This is a genomic window from Micromonospora sp. WMMD1082 (assembly GCF_029626175.1).
Classification (GTDB): Bacteria; Actinomycetota; Actinomycetes; order Mycobacteriales; family Micromonosporaceae; genus Micromonospora.
On sequence record NZ_JARUBM010000002.1, the window covers coordinates 1500145 to 1517014 of the forward strand.

At 70.8% G+C, this 16870-nt stretch carries 16 protein-coding genes; 8 read left to right on the forward strand and 8 right to left on the reverse strand.

Annotation, left to right across the window (positions count from 1 at the left end; genetic code table 11):
- Positions 1–79: 79 nt before the first annotated feature.
- The 7 genes from O7615_RS07095 to O7615_RS07125 form a co-directional block, all read right to left on the reverse strand.
- Positions 80–796: a hypothetical protein gene (locus tag O7615_RS07095; protein ID WP_278176541.1), complete on the reverse strand. Its 717-nt coding sequence runs from the start codon at positions 794–796 to the stop codon at positions 80–82.
- 332 nt (positions 797–1128) lie between these two features.
- The gene (locus tag O7615_RS07100) at positions 1129–2007 is read right to left on the reverse strand and encodes a replication-relaxation family protein (RefSeq protein WP_278176542.1); all 879 of its coding nucleotides are present in this window, start codon (positions 2005–2007) and stop codon (positions 1129–1131) included.
- 245 nt (positions 2008–2252) lie between these two features.
- Positions 2253–4772 carry a TraM recognition domain-containing protein gene (locus O7615_RS07105; protein ID WP_278176543.1) on the reverse strand — a complete coding sequence of 840 codons (2520 nt, stop codon included), beginning with the start codon at positions 4770–4772 and terminating at the stop codon, positions 2253–2255.
- Positions 4769–6547 (reverse strand): ATP-binding protein, encoded by a 1779-nt coding sequence (locus O7615_RS07110; RefSeq protein ID WP_278176544.1) that lies wholly within the window; start codon positions 6545–6547, stop codon positions 4769–4771. The genes O7615_RS07105 and O7615_RS07110 overlap by 4 nt, the downstream gene beginning before the upstream one ends.
- Complete coding sequence (locus tag O7615_RS07115; RefSeq protein WP_278176545.1) at positions 6544–7431, reverse strand: PrgI family protein; 888 nt, start codon at positions 7429–7431, stop codon at positions 6544–6546. Before O7615_RS07115 ends, O7615_RS07110 begins: the two co-directional genes overlap by 4 nt.
- 27 nt (positions 7432–7458) lie before the next feature.
- A complete protein-coding gene (locus tag O7615_RS07120; RefSeq protein ID WP_278176546.1) occupies positions 7459–8361 on the reverse strand; it encodes a conjugal transfer protein TrbL family protein in 903 nt (300 codons plus the stop codon).
- Between the two features lie 8 nt (positions 8362–8369).
- On the reverse strand, positions 8370–8675 hold the full coding sequence (locus tag O7615_RS07125) for a pilin (RefSeq protein WP_278176547.1): 306 nt from the start codon (positions 8673–8675) through the stop codon (positions 8370–8372).
- A 466-nt stretch (positions 8676–9141) separates the two neighbouring features.
- Between O7615_RS07125 and O7615_RS07130 the strand changes: the two genes are divergently transcribed.
- Together O7615_RS07130 and O7615_RS07135 are read left to right on the forward strand one after the other, a co-directional pair.
- Complete coding sequence (locus O7615_RS07130; RefSeq protein WP_278176548.1) at positions 9142–10545, forward strand: hypothetical protein; 1404 nt, start codon at positions 9142–9144, stop codon at positions 10543–10545.
- Between the two features lie 179 nt (positions 10546–10724).
- Complete coding sequence (locus tag O7615_RS07135) at positions 10725–11021, forward strand: hypothetical protein (protein WP_278176549.1); 297 nt, start codon at positions 10725–10727, stop codon at positions 11019–11021.
- A 76-nt stretch (positions 11022–11097) separates the two neighbouring features.
- Here O7615_RS07135 and O7615_RS07140 read toward each other — a convergent pair whose 3' ends face one another.
- Positions 11098–11847 (reverse strand): hypothetical protein, encoded by a 750-nt coding sequence (locus O7615_RS07140; RefSeq protein WP_278176550.1) that lies wholly within the window; start codon positions 11845–11847, stop codon positions 11098–11100.
- 242 nt (positions 11848–12089) lie between these two features.
- Here O7615_RS07140 and O7615_RS07145 point away from each other — a divergent pair, with 242 nt between their 5' ends.
- The 6 genes from O7615_RS07145 (at position 12090) to O7615_RS07170 (ending at position 16841) form a co-directional block, all read left to right on the forward strand.
- Positions 12090–12677, forward strand: coding sequence for a hypothetical protein (locus O7615_RS07145; RefSeq protein WP_278176551.1), 588 nt, complete (start codon positions 12090–12092; stop codon positions 12675–12677).
- On the forward strand, positions 12670–13518 hold the full coding sequence (locus O7615_RS07150) for a DNA methyltransferase (protein ID WP_278176552.1): 849 nt from the start codon (positions 12670–12672) through the stop codon (positions 13516–13518). Before O7615_RS07145 ends, O7615_RS07150 begins: the two co-directional genes overlap by 8 nt.
- A 462-nt stretch (positions 13519–13980) precedes the next feature.
- Positions 13981–14463, forward strand: coding sequence for a hypothetical protein (locus O7615_RS07155; protein ID WP_278176553.1), 483 nt, complete (start codon positions 13981–13983; stop codon positions 14461–14463).
- Complete coding sequence (locus O7615_RS07160) at positions 14460–14588, forward strand: hypothetical protein (protein WP_278176554.1); 129 nt, start codon at positions 14460–14462, stop codon at positions 14586–14588. The genes O7615_RS07155 and O7615_RS07160 overlap by 4 nt, the downstream gene beginning before the upstream one ends.
- Before the next feature lie 115 nt (positions 14589–14703).
- A complete protein-coding gene (locus O7615_RS07165) occupies positions 14704–15678 on the forward strand; it encodes a DUF932 domain-containing protein (protein WP_278176555.1) in 975 nt (324 codons plus the stop codon).
- Positions 15679–15854: 176 nt separating this feature from the next.
- Positions 15855–16841, forward strand: coding sequence for a DUF4192 domain-containing protein (locus tag O7615_RS07170; RefSeq protein ID WP_278176556.1), 987 nt, complete (start codon positions 15855–15857; stop codon positions 16839–16841).
- Positions 16842–16870 lie beyond the last annotated feature (29 nt).

Here is a 16870-nt window from a genome sequence, read left to right on the forward strand (position 1 = left end):
GTGGAGGACTCGAACGGCGAACAACCGGCCGCCAAAGGGCGACCGGCTGTCCTCACAGGAGAGTTGATGGATGGATGGGTTAGGGCTGTGCTGCGACCGTGACGGCGAGGATCTGGTGGCTGCGGCGCAGCTTGTTCAGATACGCGCCGGCCTCGGCCAGGAAACGCAGCTTGTCCGCCAGCGACGGCGAGGCGGGCTCGATGAGCCGGCCGTCGTCGGTGACGACCGCGTCTCCGGTGATGGCCTGCTGCCAGTGCACGACCGTGTAGGTCGCTTCTCCCGCCTGGTAGGCGTCCAGTTCGTACGGGTTGAGTTCGACCTTGGACATCGGGTGGGAGTTGAACGACAGCATCGCCAGCACGCGGGGCTGTTCCTCGAACCGGCGGCGGGCCTCCTCCAAGGTGACCTTGGTGGGGTTGGCCTTGTGCTGGGCGAGGTAGTCACCCCAGGTCTTGGCGACCGCAGTGTTGCGGACCACCTGAGCCCAGGTGCGCCACCGGTAGACGGCGGCCGTGTTGGCTGCGGTGACCGCTGCGGTCAGGTCGAGTCGGCTCTTGCGGCCACCGGCGGCCCAGACGACCGCGCCGAAGCGGCGGGTCACCTGAACGAGGTGGCGAGCCGACCACCGGCTGACCCAGCCGATGAGGCGGGGCCGGCGGACCGGGTACATGGTGCGTGGAGTGCCAGCCGGCAGGTTGTGCCAGTCGAGGATCTCCGAGGCGGAGAACCAGTCGATGGTGGTGTCGGCGGGCATGCAGACGATGACGGTACGAGCGGTGCTGGTGTTGGTGGACACGGCAGGGTGCTCCCTTCGCAAGGGTCTTGCGGACAGGTGGGATTGACACCGGTGCCGTCGCCAGACGGACTGCTGTGGACAACGCCGAGGCGAACACCAGCCGACCCGAGAACGGGTGGGCTGAAGATGTGTTCGCGCGGGCGCGCGAGTCGAAGGTGGCGACGAACGGTGCTGGAACAAATAGATGTGCTTGGCACCGTAGCTTCGCCACCTGACAGGCCAGGCCCCGCAGGAAATCTCCGGCGGGGCTGTGACCTGCGGTGTTAGGAATCGGGCCGCCGGCTGACCGGTCCTGTCAGGTCCGGTCAGGTGCCCGCAGGCCCGTTGTCAGGTCAGGCCGCGAGGTCGGCCTGACCGGTCAGGTCGAGCTGTCCGCCGACCCAGTTGGGGTTCTCCGCGACGTTGCGGCCGTGCTCGCTGGGCAGGTCCGGCAGCGAGATCCGCTGCCAGCCGTCGATCGGCAGCCACACCGCCCCGGCGGGGTCCATCTGGTGGGTGGCGGTGGCCACCGGCACCTGCGGCAGCCGCCGGCGCAGCTCCTGCTGAAGGTGCGACTCCCGCTCGGCGCCCGGCAGCCAGAACAGCACCGGGTACCGCGGGCCGCCGGAGGCGACCAGCCGTTCGTACGCCTCCAACTTGCCAATGACGCGGGTCAATGGCTCGGTGCCCCGGTCGGTCTCCAGGAACCAGCCGACCGTGCGCCCGTGCTCGGTCCACAGCCCGTGCCCGTCCGGGCGGATGCGCATGAACCTCGTGGTGGCGGTCCGCTCGGACCACCACCGGTCCAGCCGCACCCGGGAGTCGATGCGGGCGGTGAACGCCAGCCGGACGAAGAACTCGTTCGTCGCGAGCAGGTGCGGCAGGCGCGGGCTGGCGGCCAGCCGGTTGACCTGCTCGCGGTGGGCGCGCACGGTCGGTGCCGGGCGGCCGGTGGCTCCGGCCATGAACCGGGCGCCGTGCAGGCCCAGAACCCAGTGCCACGGCTCGGACCCGCCGTAGAGGCGGGCGAACCGGAACCGGTCCAGCAGGCCGAGCTGGTGCAGCTCGTACAGCCGGATCTGACAGGTGCGCAGCGCCCGGTAGTGCAGGCGGTGGACCTGATCGGTGGTCAGGACCGAGTGCTCGTCCAGCAGGGCGAGCAGATCCCGGTCACGGGGGGTCAGACGGTGGTAGAGGGCCAGCGGATTGTTGGCCGATGCGGATGGAGCCATAGGCAGTCACCCCTCAGAGGTAGAGAGATACTCCCGGTACGGGAGTCTGGACAGGTGGATCTTGCGGACCGGTTGACCGGTCCGCTGGTGGACGGCCTGACAGCCGCCCAGCTCATGGCTCGTTCGGGCCTCGTTTCGCAAACGCCCCCAAACGAGCGACCAGCCGAGAACCCCGCCGAGCAGCCGGACGAGGACCACCAGACACCCGCTGGAGGTCCTCGCTGCTGCGGTTCAGTGGCTTCGGTTCAGGACTGTGGTGGGTTGGTGCGCCGGTGCAGCGACTTGCGGGCGACCTGCTGCATGGCGGTCTCCTCGGTGGGCCGGGCGTGCGCCGCGGCCACACTTTGTCGGATCGCGGTGGCCTCACCGACCGGCTCCACCGGCGGGTTGGTGGTGAACGTGAACGCCGGCATTTCCCGGTTGGCGACCAGCAGCCGGGCGGAGGCGGTGTACACGTCCAGATGTGCGAGGTCGTGGTCGTCCAGCTCCGGCCTGGTGTGCTTGGACAGCTCCCGGGCGTCGTTCGGGTCGACGTTGAAGAAGATCTTCGACCGGGCGTTCGCGGAGACCGCGTCAGCGGTCTCCTTCGGCAACTGGGCCAGGTTCTGATGCGCGAGCACCAGGCCCAACCTGAATCCCCGGGCCTCGGCGAGCATGTCGTCCACCGAACCCGGCAAATTAAGAAAATTTTGACATTCATCAATATATAGGGTGGCGTCTCGGCGTTCGTCCTCGCTCTGTCCGGCGCGGGCGATGGCGGCCTGCCAGACCCGGGCCACGATCAGCGAGCCAAGAATCCGGGCGGTCTCCTCACCGAGCACCCCCTTGGGCAGCCGGCACAACAACAGCCCGCCGTCAAGGATCTTCGACATCTGAAACGACGTGTGCGCGGTGCCGATGACGTTCTTGACGAAATCCCGCAGCAGGAACGCCCGCAACCTCGCGAGGACGGGGCCGATGACCTGGGCGCGTTGGCCCTCGTTCATCGAGTCGTACCAGTTCCAGAACCCGCCCAGGCCCTCGGGGTCGGACAGGTCGTAGACGAACCGGCCCCGAAACTGCCGGTCGTTGAGCAGCGGCGGCACCAACGCCAACGTCGGGTTGGCGTGACGCATCAGCGTCAGGCAGGACACCCGCAACGTGTCGTCGATGCGCGGCCCCCAGTGCCGCTGGAAAATCTTGGAGAAGACGCCGACGAGGTTGTCCACCGCCAGGTGCGCGTCCCCGCCGTCATCGAGCGGGTTGAAACAGGCCGGGTTGTCCTGCTCCGGGTCGATGATCGCGATCCGGTCCGCGTACTCGGCGGGCAACCGGTCCAGAATGTCCAGGACGAGGTCGCCGCGCGGGTCGATGACCACCGTCCCGCGTCGGGCGTGCACATCGGACAGGATCATGTTGAGCAGCAGCGTGGACTTCCCGACCCCGGTCTTGCCGATCAGGTGCACGTGTTGGCGGGCGTCGACCACGTTCAGCCCGACCGAGTGCCCACCGATCTGCGAGCGGCCGAGCACCTTCACGCCGCGTCCGCCGGACGGGATGGCCGCGGGCGACGGCATCGCCTTCGCCCGCGCCCGGTCGAGGCCGGGCACGGCGAGGTCCTGCGGCAGGGCCGCGAGGACCGCGAGCTCTTCCACCGTGGCCAGGAACCCGCGCAGCAGCCGCCGGGAGGCGAGCACGCTGACCGGTGCGGCCATCTTCATCCGCCGCAGCCGATTCGGGCGGGTGTAGGTGGCCGCCGCCGACGCGAACGTGTGCCCGAGCCCGGCCAGCCGCGCCCGCATCTGCCTGCGCCGCTCGTCGTCGCGCCACTTCTCCTCCTTGGTCCGCTTGTCCGGCTTTTTGCGCTCGCCGCCCGTCGTGTTGTTCGCGCTGGCGGTGTCGTCATCGACGGCGACGCCGTAGCGGATGGCGATCTCGAAGTGCGGCACCCGCACCGCCTTGTCCACCACCGCATGCTGATGCGCCTCAGCCACCGGATCCCGGCCCTCCGGGCGGGATCCTCCGCGCGTGGTTGTGCTGCGTCGAGACGGTCCGGGGAGGAACACTTCGAGCAGCCACAGGATCGGCTCGATCGCGAGGCGGGCCATGCTGTTGACCGCCTTGTTCGCCACGTCGCCGCCGGGGGTGCCGGCGGGTTTCGCGGCCGTGCGGCGGGCTCGGCGGACCCGCCGGGCCGAGGCGGGCCGGGCCAGGATCTGCACGCAGGCGTGTTCCCGATGCCGGACCCCGGCTCCGGCGGACAGCAGCGCCCGCAACGGGTCGGCCTCGTGCTCGGTGCGCAGCGGCAGCACGTCGGTCTCCTGCGGCCACAACGCCCCACCGGCCTGCTCGGCCACGGCGGCCGGGATCGGTGGCCCGGCGGTCTCGTCGACCGCGACGGTGCAGGCGGGCCACGCCGCCCGTACCGCGCTCTCGGCCGCCCCGGGCGGTATCGTGCCGGGCACCCACAGCCGGATGTTCAGGGTGCGGCCGGTCCAGGTGTACTCCCACGCCACATGCGGGGTGCCGTACAGCCGGCGCCGCCACACCGACGGCGTGAGCACCCCGGTCATCGTGGACCACAGCGCGGCAGCGGAGTGCTCATCGACCTCGGGTGGCGCGGCGATCGTCACCCATCGGGCGCCCTCGACGAGGCGGCGGTGCCGCCACGCGAGGAGCTGGTCGCGGCCGAACACGTACCCGACCAGAACGAGCGCCGCCGGGACGGCCAGCCACGGCCGCGCCGTCACCCACGACACCCAGGACTCCCACGGCTGGCTGGTCATCGCTGCTCACCGCCAATTCCTGTAACCGCGATCTGGTGCTCGCTGCCGGAGGCTTGGGATCGAAACGGCACCCTCGATCGGCCCGCGACCAACAGGCCCTCGCCCCTGCCCGCGGACAGCAGCAGCCGGGCCTCCCCACCGGTCAGGCCGAACGCCTTCGTGACCGCGTCGATGGCCTGCGTGGACTGGCGCATCAACACCTGCGTCGCCGCGTTCGACACGACCGTGAGCCCGAAGTTGCTGCCCAGCACATCGGCGGCGTCCTGGGTCACCACCGTCATGCCCGCGTTGCGTTTGCGGGACTGTTTGGCCATCTGGGACAGGAACCGGGCGCCCTCGCCATCACGCATCAACAGCCATGCCTCGTCAATGACCACGAGCCGCTTGGTCGGCTGCCCGCCGGTCGCGGTTTGGTCGATGCGACCCCAGATGTGTTTGAGGGTCAGCAGCGTGCCGATGGTGCGCAGCTCGTCTGGCAGGTGCCGCAACGACCACACCACCAGGTGGCCGTCCGGACGGCTCGTGCTCGGACCGTCGAACAGGTCTTTGAACGTGCCGGACACCCACGGGGCGAGCCGGACCGCCATCTGCTGCGCGGCCGGATCGGCATCGGCGCTCAGCGTGGCGGCCAGGTCCCGCATCAGCGGTGCCGGCCTGCCCCAGGTCGCCGGGTCGTTGGTGATCCCGGCCGCCTCGTAGGTGGCGGGAATCGCGCGATCCAACGCGCCCTTCTCGGCGGCAGGGATCGAAAACTCCTGTCCGCCCGAGCCGAGCATCACCTTGATGATCGTGTGGACGGCCAACTGCTGGTCGCGGAACGTGGTCAACTCGGTGTCGACCGGTAGGTCGAGCGGGTTGAGCCGGACATCGGGCGCGCCGAGCTGGATGACGGTGCCGCCGACGTGTGCCGCGAGGGGTGTGTATTCGTCCTCGGGGTCGATCACGGCGACTTCGACTCCCTGGTACATCGACCTGAGCACTTCGAGCTTGACGAAGTACGACTTGCCCGCCCCCGAGCGGGCGAGCACCACAGAGTTGTGGTTGTCCTGCTTCCACCGGTTCCACATCACCACTCCGTGGGATGTGGTGTTCACCCCGTACATCACCGCCTGCGTGGACGTGTGCTGGCCGGGGGCGGGTGCGGCGAGGTCACCGGAGGCGAGTGGGAACGCCGCGGCCAGACTTTCGGTGTCGAAGATGCGCCGCATTCCCAGGCCGTCGACACCGAGGGGCAGGGTGGTGGTGTAGCCGAGGTGGTGGCGGAACGTCGCCGGCTGCAAGTCCAGCAGCATGGACGCGGCGGCCGACCGGACGCCGGCCGCTGTTTCGTGCAGCTCGTCGAGGCTGCGGCCGTGCACGGTGACGTAGACCGCGCCGTGGTGCAGCTTCGACGCGCCCCGGGCGACCCGTTCGGCCAGGTCGGCGGCGTCGGTGGCGGCGGCGTCCACCGTCGGATCGGACAGCTTGCCGCGTTCGGCGTCGATGCGGCGGGTGGACTCCAGGCGGGCGCGCTGTTTGGTCAGCATCGGCGCGGCGATCGGCGCCGGCACGGGCTCGGTGTGCACGGCGACGGTGACTCGGCCCGGGTAGGACAGCAACGGGACCAGCCACGCGGGGCCGACCTCGGCCGGGTAGCCGCACACCGCGTAGGTGGCGGCGTAGTCGTCTCCGACCCGCACGTGGGTCGGGGTGATCTCCAGCGCCGCCGGCGCCGGCACCGGGTCGACCGGGGCCTTCGCGGTGGGGGTGGATCGTTTGCGGGTGAGCAGGCTCATGGCGTTCTCCGGGTGGTGATCGGGATGCCGGGCACGGCCCTGGGGCCGGGTACCGGCGGCTGGTAGGGGTCGACCGCGCTGGCGAGCGCGGCGGTGACCGCGCCGCCGTCGAGCGGGTCGGCGGACACGCCGAGGGCGCCGAACGCGCGGACGGTGGCCTCGCGGGTCGGACCGGCAGGGACCACCGCGAGCACTTGGCGGCGCAGCGGGCTTCGGGTGGCGTCGAGGTCGAGCAGGAACGCGGCGTAGTCGTCGGCCGCCGCCCGCAGCGCCTCGTTGGGCAGCCGGGCGGTGTTGTCCACGACGGCTTGCGCGTACGGGGTCAGGTCGTGCCGCTGGGCGGCGACCACGATCTGCGCCGGGCCGTTCAACGCGTTGAGCCACTGCCCGTACCCGGCCAGCAGGGCGCCCTGTTCCTGGCCGGTGCGCAACGCGACGTTGGTGGTGCCGCAGGCGATCACCGATCGGGCCGTGCCGTCCACGGTGAGCGTGCCGTCGGCGGCGATGCTCGTCGCGGCGGTGCGCAGCGGCGCCGGCACCTTCGGCGGCGCCGCCGTGTCGACCAGTGCGTGCCCGGCACGCACACGGCCCGGGGCTTGCAGCTTCGGCACCCGCCGCAGCGCGAACCCGTGGCGAAGCCACACGTCCAGGGGCAGGCCGTCACGGCGGCCGAGCGCCACGAACACAGTGACTCCGGCAACCGGGATCGCGGCGATCACCCACGCCATGGGTGGCAGCAGCGGCCCGAGGTTGGAGTACAGCAGCCAGCCGGCACCGGCGACGGTGCCGATGATGGCGAGCTGCCGGAAGGTCAAACCCCAGGCGATCTTGTCCGGGGTTCCGATGTCTGCGGGCACGGAGGCCCGAGGGATGTCGTCGTCCATAGTGAAACTCCTTGTCAGCGAGGGATGTCAGCGGCGGCCGGGGATGCGCATGCGGCGGGTGATCGACTGGATGATCACGGCGCGCAGCACGACTCCGGCGGTGGACATCTGGCCGCCTCGGGTGACGTATCGGCCGACCAGCTTCGGGATGCGCACGGTCACCATGAGCAGGCAGGCGGCGATGAACAGGTTGAACACGTCGGTGCTCGCGCCGCCGGGAAGGCCCAGCAGGATCGGCACGTTGTGCTCCGGGTCGAGCAGCAGGTTCACGCCGGTGGTGAAGAAGATGGCTTGTAGCAGCGGCGTTGCCAGGCACCCCAGTAGCGAGCGCCACCACAGCCCGGCGGCGGCCTGGGTTTGCGGCAGGGCGTAACACGCCAGCGCGACCGGGGCGATCCCGGCGAGCACGATCAGCGTGGCGATCCTGGCGAACCAGCCGACGAGCAGCATGTAGAACAGCACGACGATGATCAGCCCGATCACCACCGCGAGCACGGCCGAGGACGGGCTGGTCAACGCGCCGACGATGCGGGCCTTGACGAAGTCGATGATCTGCGGACCGGACGCGGTCTGGCCGACCATCGCCACGGTCAACGCGTTGGCTGTCTCGATGCACATCCGGCACAGCTCGACGCCGAAGTTCGATGCGACGAACCCGAACACCAGCCGTGGCAGCAGGTCTTTGGCCTGATAGCGGATCTGGAAGGTGCCGTGCGTCATCGCGATGGCCCCGGCGGCGATGATCGCCAACACGAAGGCGGCGTTGACGAGCACCATCGACTTTCCCACCAGCAGTTGCACCTGCGGAAAGACGGTGACGTCCGGCGAAGTGAAGAACGTCGCGGTCAGCAGCGAGACCAGCCCGCCGAGCATGCCCTGGACACGCTCGGCGAGCCACTCGATCAGGCCGTTGTACAGCCAATCGGTCATGACGGCCTCTAGCCGCCGAGGATGCCCTGCAAGACTTGCAGGATCACCGGTGCGAGTACGGCCAGGGCGTAACCGGCCAGGGCCGCCTTGAAGTTGCCCTTGGCCTGTTCTGCCTGGGCCGGGTCACCTCCGGCGGTCATGTACCGCAGGCCACCGATCACGAGGAAAAGCGTGGCGACAGCCGCCAGAATCCCCATGATCCACAACTTGAGGCCATCGATGACCTCCGGGATGGTCTTCGCCGCCAGGACATCCGGTGCGGGCGCTGCGGCGAGCATGTCTCCAGCGACGGAGACGAGGGTGTGCGTGTGCATGGGCGGTCTCCACATGGGACTCGTGAGACCGCCTCGATGGGGAAACCCCATGACGGGTGCTGGCCGGTGGGGGCGCTCCTCCCTACGTCGTGTGCGAAGGTCGGTAGTCAGTACGCCGCACCGGTGATCCGGCCAGCCGCCCGAGGGATACTGCGTCCCCACCGAGGCGGGCACGCCATCAGCGGCATGCACCCGCCCAGACATCCGCTGTCAGCCCGCACGAACTCCCCGCCGACCTGACCCGACCTAACAGCACCTAACGGCGCTGGTAGCACCCTCACCGCAGCCGCCGAGCGCCCAGCGGTGACAGGTCCGAGCACGGCCGCGGGGCGTCTGTCAGACTCCAGGGCACTCACCTGCCGTGAGCTGTCCACTACGCTTGCCGGTCGGCGGGCAGGCAATTGTGGTTCGGTACCGCCGAGCCGGCTCGCCGGAGCGACGAACGCGCAAGAAGGTGATAGCTGCGGTGCCGGATCAACGGAAGGCCCCGAACGATCTGCTGCGGCGGGCGCGGCTGCGGCTGCCCTCGCCGTCCGGGTCGGGGCGGGCGATGTCGCGACAGGAACTCGCCGAGGCGGTCAATGCGTGGCTGTTCGCCGATACCGGCCGTGTGTTCCGCCTCGATGAGACCTACATCGGCAAGCTGGAGCGGGGCGAACACCGCTGGCCGAACGAGCGGTACCGGGCCGCGTTGCGCGCCGTGCTGGGCGCGACCGACGCGCAACTCGGCTTCCACACCGGGCGCGGCAGCCCGATGCTCATCATCGACACCGCAGCGTCGGGGCGTGCTGGAGGTGAGCTGCTCGGCGGCGACACCTGGGACGAGGCGAGCGCGGCGGCGTTGGCGGCGTTCCTGGCGCACGAGGATGACCTCGGCCCGGATGAGGCGATGCGGCTGTCCCACGAGTGGCGGGTGGTCGATCCGCCGCAGATCGTCGAGCTGCGCTCGGGTCGGCGGGTCGGGCGCCGCCTCGCGGCGATGGTGACCGAACGCGCCGACATGCTGCGCCGCATGGACGACTTCCTCGGTGGCGGCGACATGCACGACCTCGTACGCCGCGAGCTGCGGGTCACGGTGGACATGGTGCGCAGCGCCTCCTACACCGAGGCGACCGGCAAACTGCTGCTGGCGGCGGTGGGCGAGCTGTGTCAGCTCGCCGGCTGGGTCGCCAGCGATGCGGGATTGACCGGGCAAGCCGAGCGGTACTACCTGGGCGGGGTCTCCGCCGCCCACGCCGCGCAGGACAATCCGCTGGCGGCGAACCTGCTCTCATCGCTGGCCTACCAGAAGGCCAACGTCGCCGACCCACGCGAGGCGGTGCTGCTGGCGTCCAGCGCCTACCACGGCGCGAAGGCCACCGCGACCGCGACCACGCGGGCGCTTCTGCTGGAGCGGGTGGCGTGGGCCAACGCCCGGTTCGGCGACGCGCAGGCCGCCCTCCGCGCGCTCGGTGAGGTCGAGGACGCGTACGCCAACACCGACCCCAGCGCCGATCCGGCATGGGTGTACTGGCTCAACCGCGACGAGATCGACGTGATGGCCGGACGCTGCCTGACCCAACTGCGCCGCCCCGTAGACGCCATCCCGTTGCTGGCCGCCGCCGTCGACCGGTACGACGACACCCACGCCCGCGAGCTGTCGCTGTACCTGTCATGGCTGGCCGAGGCGCACATCGACGCCGGACACATCGACGAGGCCGCGCACCTCGCCGCCCGCTGCCTCACGTTGTCCACCGGCGTCACCAGCGCCCGGGGTACCGAACGTGTCCAGCTTCTCCGGCGGCTGCTCGTGCGGCACCACGGGAACGGGGCCGTCGACGCCTTCGCCGACCAGGCGGCTGCCGTGCTCGGCCCACCAGGAACGGGCTAGCGGCCGGCGCGCGGGCCGCCCTCGCCTTGCCCACTTCACCGGGTGCGGCGGCGGCCTCCACCGCGCGGGGCAACCCCTTCGCCGGGGCTCGCACCGTCGGTCACGATTCGCCTACGCTGGCCGATACGGCGGGGCGGTTGTTGGAGCCGCGCACGCGGGCGAACGGGAAGGCGGTAGCTGTGGTGGCCGATGGCGGGCGAGTCGTCCCGAACGAGCACCTGCGGCAGGCGCGGCTGCGCTCGGCGTCCGGGTCCGGGCGGGCGATGTCGCGGGCGGACCTGGCCGACGGGGTCAACGCGCAGGTGCTGGCCGATACCGGGATCGCGGCGCGGGTGGATGCCGCCTACATTGGCCGGTTGGAGCGTGGTCTGTACCGGTGGCCGCACCAGCGGTATCGGGCGGCGTTGCGGGCGGTGCTGCGCGTGGCGGGCGACGCCGACCTCGGCTTCGCCACGCCCCGTCCGCCAGGCCCCTAGCTCGGCCGGAAGCGCCCCGCGGGTCGTCGAGCGCCGGTGATCCCGCTGATACGCGACTGAGTTGTCTGGCCGTGCGTCACGCGTTGGCCGTTGGCACGGCGGCCGTGACCCGGCGTGGAACGGCGAGCTGACCCTGCTTCAGAGCGGCCACGAGCTTGCGTTCGGCGCGCTTGCGCCGCATCCGCACGACCGCGCCGGGTTGGCCGCACTCGGCGGCGATCTGCTCGATCAGCACGTCGCCGAGCCTGGTGGCGGCGATCAGCTCGGCCTGGGCCTCGGTGATGATGCCGGCGGCGACGGCGCGGCCGAGGACCAGGTCCGGGTGGCCGTAGGGCCGGTACGGGGTGCGGGAACCGACCGGCACGTCCGGCGGCAGCTCAAGCAGGTCGTCGCTGCGGCGAGCCTTGACCCCGGCCCGCCACGCCGCCCAGCACAGCCGCAGCCACACCCGCGGCGCCTGAAGGTCGTCGGTACGCAGCGCGTGCAGGAACGCGGCGAGCAGTTCGGAGTCGATGTCGTCGGCCAGCTTCGCGAAACCCTTGGACAGGCGCGCGGCGAGGTGGGTCAGGCCGGGCAGGGCGACGCCGACCGCGCCGACGGTCCACGCCGGACCCCAGTGCTGGGCCTGGTGGGCGAGCTGACGCCAGATGGCGTCGGATGTGTCGGGGCTCATCGTGCGCGCCCGCAACAGCGTGCGCAGCTCATCGAGGGGGATGTGCCGGTCGGGGAGGCCGGCGATCGGGCGGCCGTCGAAGGCGAGGGGCGCTGGTTCGCAGACCAGCAGCCGGAAGGCGTCCTCGGCGACGGTGAGGGCGGTACGGCGCATAGCGGCTCCTGAAGCAGGACTGCCCCACCTGGTGCGGGGCGAAGACCCTCATTGCGCCATCGGGACCTGTCACCACAGCCCGCTGTCAGGTTCTGTTAGGTCGGGTTAGGTCCGGTCAGGTTCGCGGCCTGTCAGGTCCGCCTCCGGTTAGGTGCTGTCAGCTCGGCGTGCAGTTCGTTTCACCGGTCAGGTCGCGTCTGTGCAGTGTCAGTACGCCCGCCCCGGTCCGGGGGCCAACGCCCATGACCGAACCCACTCGTCATCCCGCACCGGAAGCCGTCGGCGACATCATCCCCGGCGAGCCGCCGGTGCCGATCACCGTCTGGCACGCGCCCGCCCCGCAGGCGGGCGACACCATGTCCGTCATGCTCGCCGACCGCCTGGTGCGCAACTTCACCCGGCGGCGCTGGCTGGTCCTCGACCTGACCAGCGGCGAGCAACTGGCCCGCGCGGTCCGCGCGGCACAGCGCCACCACGCACGGCACACCCCGCAGAATGTGACCGTCGGCATCCGCCGGGCGGCGCTGATCGTCACCGGCTGGCCGCTCGGCGACACCGCGCCGGTGCCGTTCCTGGCCGACTGCGCGCAGCGGGTGATGGTCGGCGGCTGCGTCGCGGTGGTGCTCCAGGCGGCCGAGCTGACCGTCAACCAGGTCCTCATCGCCGCCGCCCGCGCGGCGGGGCTGACCTACCTGCAGCACATCGTGGCCGCGCACGACCTGACCGCACCGTCCGGGCAGCTCGACGGCGGCACCCACCTTCCCGTGCACAGCGACGTGCTGATCTTTCGCAGCTCGCTGGACGCGTTGCGGGGGTCCACCGATGGCTGAGCTGCTGCCGGTCACCTCGGTCTGGCTGACCTGCCAGCGACCGGCCCGTGACCAGCGACGCGGCCGGTACGTGGAGGAAACCTCGAAGCATCCGGCGAAGATGCTGCCCGACCTGGCCGCACACGCCATCAAGGCATACACCGCCCCAGGCGACCTCGTGATGGATCCGATGTGCGGGTCCGGGACGACGATGGTCGAGGCGGTCCGATTGGGCCGCGACGGCATCGGGGTGGACATCGAACCCAAGTTCACCGCCCTCGCGCACGCGAACCTCGCCCTGGCCGCCACGCATGGGTGCACCGCGTGGGGGCAGGTCGCCTGCGGTGATGCCCGCGACGTGGCCTCGCTGCTGCCGGCCAGCTCGCACGGCAAGGTGTCGCTGGTGCTCACCTCGCCGCCGTACGGGCGGCGCACCCACGGTCTGGTCCGCACCAAACCGGGCGAGCGGGTCCACAAACGCGACCACGTCTACGGCGACCGGGGCGCCGGTAACCTGGCCTACGTCGGTTGGGAGCGGCTGCTGGACGGGTGGCGGCGGATCGTGGCCGGCTGTATGGAGATGCTGCGCCCCGGCGGCACCTTCGTGTTCACCGGCCGCCCGGTCCGCCGTACCCCGGACGACCTGATCGACCTGCCCGGCGAGCTGTTCACCGTGGCGTTGTCGGTGGGGTTGGAGCCGGTGGAGCGGTGCGTGGCCATGCTCGCCGCCGTCCGCGACGGGCAGCTCATCCACCGGGCCAACATGTTCGGGCTCATGGCGGTGCGCAAGGCGCGGGCCGACGGCATCCCGGTCGCGCTCGTCGCGCATGAGGACGTGTACGTGCTGCGCCGGCCGCGCTGACCGGCTCCGGCTCCGGCTCGTCACCCGAGCCCGGCGCCGGCGGATGAACCTACCCCGGTCTCGCTGACCTGCGGTGTCAGGTCCCGCGAGCGACGCTGACAGCTTCTGCTTCCACGAACGACGCTGTCAGACGTCCCGCACAGGGTGCTGTCAGCTCCGGTCAGGACCGCCGGACGCGGGCTGGCCTGGCTGACAGGTCATCGAGTTAGCCTCGGCGCACACCTTTTCGCAACACCCTCGTGCTGACCTGACAGCCGCCGTACGCCGGCACCATGCCCACCCCGCCGGGGTCGGCCGCCGACGCTCGGGCTGACAGCCGTCCAGCACCTATCTCCCACACCGTGTCGACCTCGCACGCCCGAACCAGGCGCGCGTGGCGACCCAGCACATCCCTGTTCCGCGAGGGCGGCCACCACCGGTGGCCGCCCTCTTCGCCGTGCCCATCGAAAGGGGAACCGCACCATGCTCAAGAACGCCTGGTACCTGATCACCCACGCCGACTTCTTCGACGGCGTCCCCAACTTCCCGCGCCTGCCGCAGGCGAGCGAGCTGATGGCGACGCTGGAGGAGCTGTTCGGCGACGAGGCCGGGATCAGCCCGGCGCACACCGCCACGGCGGTCGAGGTCATGCTCCGCATGGCCGAGCACCTGTCCGACGCCATCCCACACGGCGGCCGGCACGCGGTGGCCAACACCGACCAGCTCGCCCGACTGCTCACCGGCCTGAACCTGCTGCTTGCCTATGCGGCGCAGGTCAGCGGCCGGCTGGCCCACCAGGTCGACACCGGCACCGGCGCCGACCTCTCGCACCTGCCCACCGACGACCGGGCCGCATTGACGACGGCGGTGGCGGCGGCCAGTTGCCGACTGGAGGAAGCGGCCGGGCTGCTCAAGGAGGCCCACCTCGCCACCGGCAGCACCGCCCGCCCGGCGGCACGGCCGTGACCACCATCTCCATCGGCCATGTGCCGGCTCGGGTTCGCGAGCTGCGCGCCGAGACGGTCGCCGCCATCGAACACCGCGACGTCGGATTCGGCATCGACGAGCACCTCGACCCCGACACCGACTGAACCTCCCGCCGGCCGCCGGCCCGGCGGTCGGCAACCACTCAACCTCGGCACCACGCAGGCGGCACCCAATCCCGGGTGGCGCCTGTCTTCCATTCCCTCCAATAAAGGAGCTTTCGTGGCACACGAGATCGAACAGTTCACCGACGGCACCGCAGCGTTCTTCACCGCCAGGCAGGACGCCTGGCACCGGCTCGGCACCGTCACCACCGACTGCCTCACCGCCGCGCAGGTGATGGACGTCGCCTACCTCGGCGGCTGGGACGTGCGCAAGGAAACCCTCCAGACCGTGCCGTCCGGCGCGGCCGTGCCGAACCGGTGGGCCACCACCCGCAAGCACCCGAAGACCGGGCTGCGCGAGGTGCTCGGCATGGTCGGAAAGTCCTATCAGGTCGTGCAGAACGAGCAGGCAGCCGGCCTGCTGAACTTCATCGTCGATGCGACCGGCGCCCACTTCGAGACCGCCGGCAGTCTACGGGGCGGCCGTGAGGTGTTCGTGACGATGAAGCTGCCCGACTCGATGATGGTGGCCGGAATCGACGCAATGGACCTGTATCTGGCCATGTGCACCTCGCACGACGGTTCCCGGCTGGCCCGGGTGCTCGTCACACCGGTGCGGATCGTGTGCGCCAACACGCAGGCGGCGGCGTTCGCCGACAACGTCGGCGAGTACGCGTTCAGCCACTCCGGCGACATCGAGGGCAAGCTGACCGAGGTCCGCGACGCACTGAAGCTGGTGCCGGTGTACCTGGACCAGTTCCAGGCCGAAGCCGAGAAGATGATTGAAAAGCAGCTCGAATGGGAGCAGCTCCAGCGCATTTCCGACGAGCTGTGGCCGTTGGATGAGGACGACAAAGAGGCGGCGTTCCTGCGCAAGCTGGGCCGCGAGCGGGACCTGAAGTACCTGTTCGAGGAAGCCCCCACGCAGGAGAACATCCGCGGTACCGCGTGGGCCGGATACCAGGCCATCACCGAGTGGCTGGACCACAAGCAGCCCGCCAAGAGCGACTTCCACCGCGCCAACAAGGTCCTCGCTGACGGCACCGTAGCCGCCACCAAGAAGCGGGCCTTCGACCTGGTCCTGGCCGCCTGAGCCCGGCCACCAGTTCGCACATCCGATCGCAGGGCCAGCCGTCACCGGCTGGCCCTGCCGTGCGCGCCCACCGACGCACCAGCCGCGCGCCGGGTGTGCGGGTCACCGCTCACCCGGTACCTGCCGGCCCACACCTCTACCCCAACCAGTCTTCGCGAACATTTATGGAGATCATCATGGTTTCAAGCAGCACCCTGACGGTCCGATCCGCCGCCGACATGGTTACGGCGGTGCCCTACCTCATCGGCTTCCACCCCGGCGACGGCAACCTCGTCGTGATCGTCTGTGCCGGCGGCCGGGTGACGTTCGCCGCCCGAGCCGACCTGCCCGACCCCGACGCCGCCGCAGCCCACATCCACGAGCTGGCCGGCGGCCTGGTTCCGGTGGTGCGGCGCCAGCAGCCGATGACCGCCGTGGTCGTCATCGGCTACGGCGACGCCGCGCACGTAGACCCGGCACTGCGCACCGTCGAGGAGGCGTTGACCGCCGCCGGTCTGCCGGTGCGGGAGCTGCTGCGGGTCACGGCCGGGCGGTTCTTCAGCCTCACCTGCGATAACCCCGCCTGCTGCCCACCGCAGGGCACCCCGTTCGACCAGACAGCTTCCGTGGTCGCGGTGCAGGCCACCGTCGCCGGGATGGTCGCGCTGCCGGACCGGGCGGCCATGGCAGTGCGGTTCGCGCCGGTCGAAGGCGCCGCCCGGCACGGCATGCGCCGTGCCACCCTCGCAGCGGCCAGCCGTCTGGAAGCCCTGGCCGACGCCGGCAGCGACGCCATGCACGAAGCCTGCGCCGCCGCCGTGCGTGACGCGCTGGGCAACCACGACGGCGGCCGGCACCTGTCCGACGACGAGATGGCCTGGCTCACCCTGCTACTCGCGCACCCCGTGGTGCGGGACTTCGCCGCCGAACTCACCGAGCCGCATGAGCGGCACGTCACCGTCTGGGCCGAGGTCACCCGCCGCGCCGAGGAGCCGTTCGTGCCGGCACCGGCGACACTGCTTGCCCTCGCCGCGTGGCGCTGTGGTGACGGCGTTCTCGCGGCCATGGCCCTGGAGTACGCCCTGCACATCGACCCGGACTACACCCTCGCCGGCCTGCTGTTGCAGGCGCTCCAGGCTGGGCTGCCGCCATCGGTGGTCCAGCAGGCGTTCAGCGGCCAGTGACCCGACAGACGGCTCACCGAGGCGAGCAG

Excerpts from the sequence above, each read along its gene's own strand:
- O7615_RS07100 (WP_278176542.1), bottom strand. The coding sequence starts at position 2,007 with ATGGCTCCATCCGCATCGGCCAACAATCCGCTGGCCCTCTACCACCGT.
- O7615_RS07105 (WP_278176543.1), bottom strand. The coding sequence starts at position 4,772 with ATGACCAGCCAGCCGTGGGAGTCCTGGGTGTCGTGGGTGACGGCGCGG.
- O7615_RS07110 (WP_278176544.1), bottom strand. The coding sequence starts at position 6,547 with ATGAGCCTGCTCACCCGCAAACGATCCACCCCCACCGCGAAGGCCCCG.
- O7615_RS07115 (WP_278176545.1), bottom strand. The coding sequence starts at position 7,431 with ATGGACGACGACATCCCTCGGGCCTCCGTGCCCGCAGACATCGGAACC.
- O7615_RS07120 (WP_278176546.1), bottom strand. The coding sequence starts at position 8,361 with ATGACCGATTGGCTGTACAACGGCCTGATCGAGTGGCTCGCCGAGCGT.
- O7615_RS07125 (WP_278176547.1), bottom strand. The coding sequence starts at position 8,675 with ATGCACACGCACACCCTCGTCTCCGTCGCTGGAGACATGCTCGCCGCA.
- O7615_RS07140 (WP_278176550.1), bottom strand. The coding sequence starts at position 11,847 with ATGCGCCGTACCGCCCTCACCGTCGCCGAGGACGCCTTCCGGCTGCTG.
- O7615_RS07145 (WP_278176551.1), top strand. The coding sequence starts at position 12,090 with ATGACCGAACCCACTCGTCATCCCGCACCGGAAGCCGTCGGCGACATC.
- O7615_RS07150 (WP_278176552.1), top strand. The coding sequence starts at position 12,670 with ATGGCTGAGCTGCTGCCGGTCACCTCGGTCTGGCTGACCTGCCAGCGA.
- O7615_RS07155 (WP_278176553.1), top strand. The coding sequence starts at position 13,981 with ATGCTCAAGAACGCCTGGTACCTGATCACCCACGCCGACTTCTTCGAC.
- O7615_RS07170 (WP_278176556.1), top strand. The coding sequence starts at position 15,855 with ATGGTTTCAAGCAGCACCCTGACGGTCCGATCCGCCGCCGACATGGTT.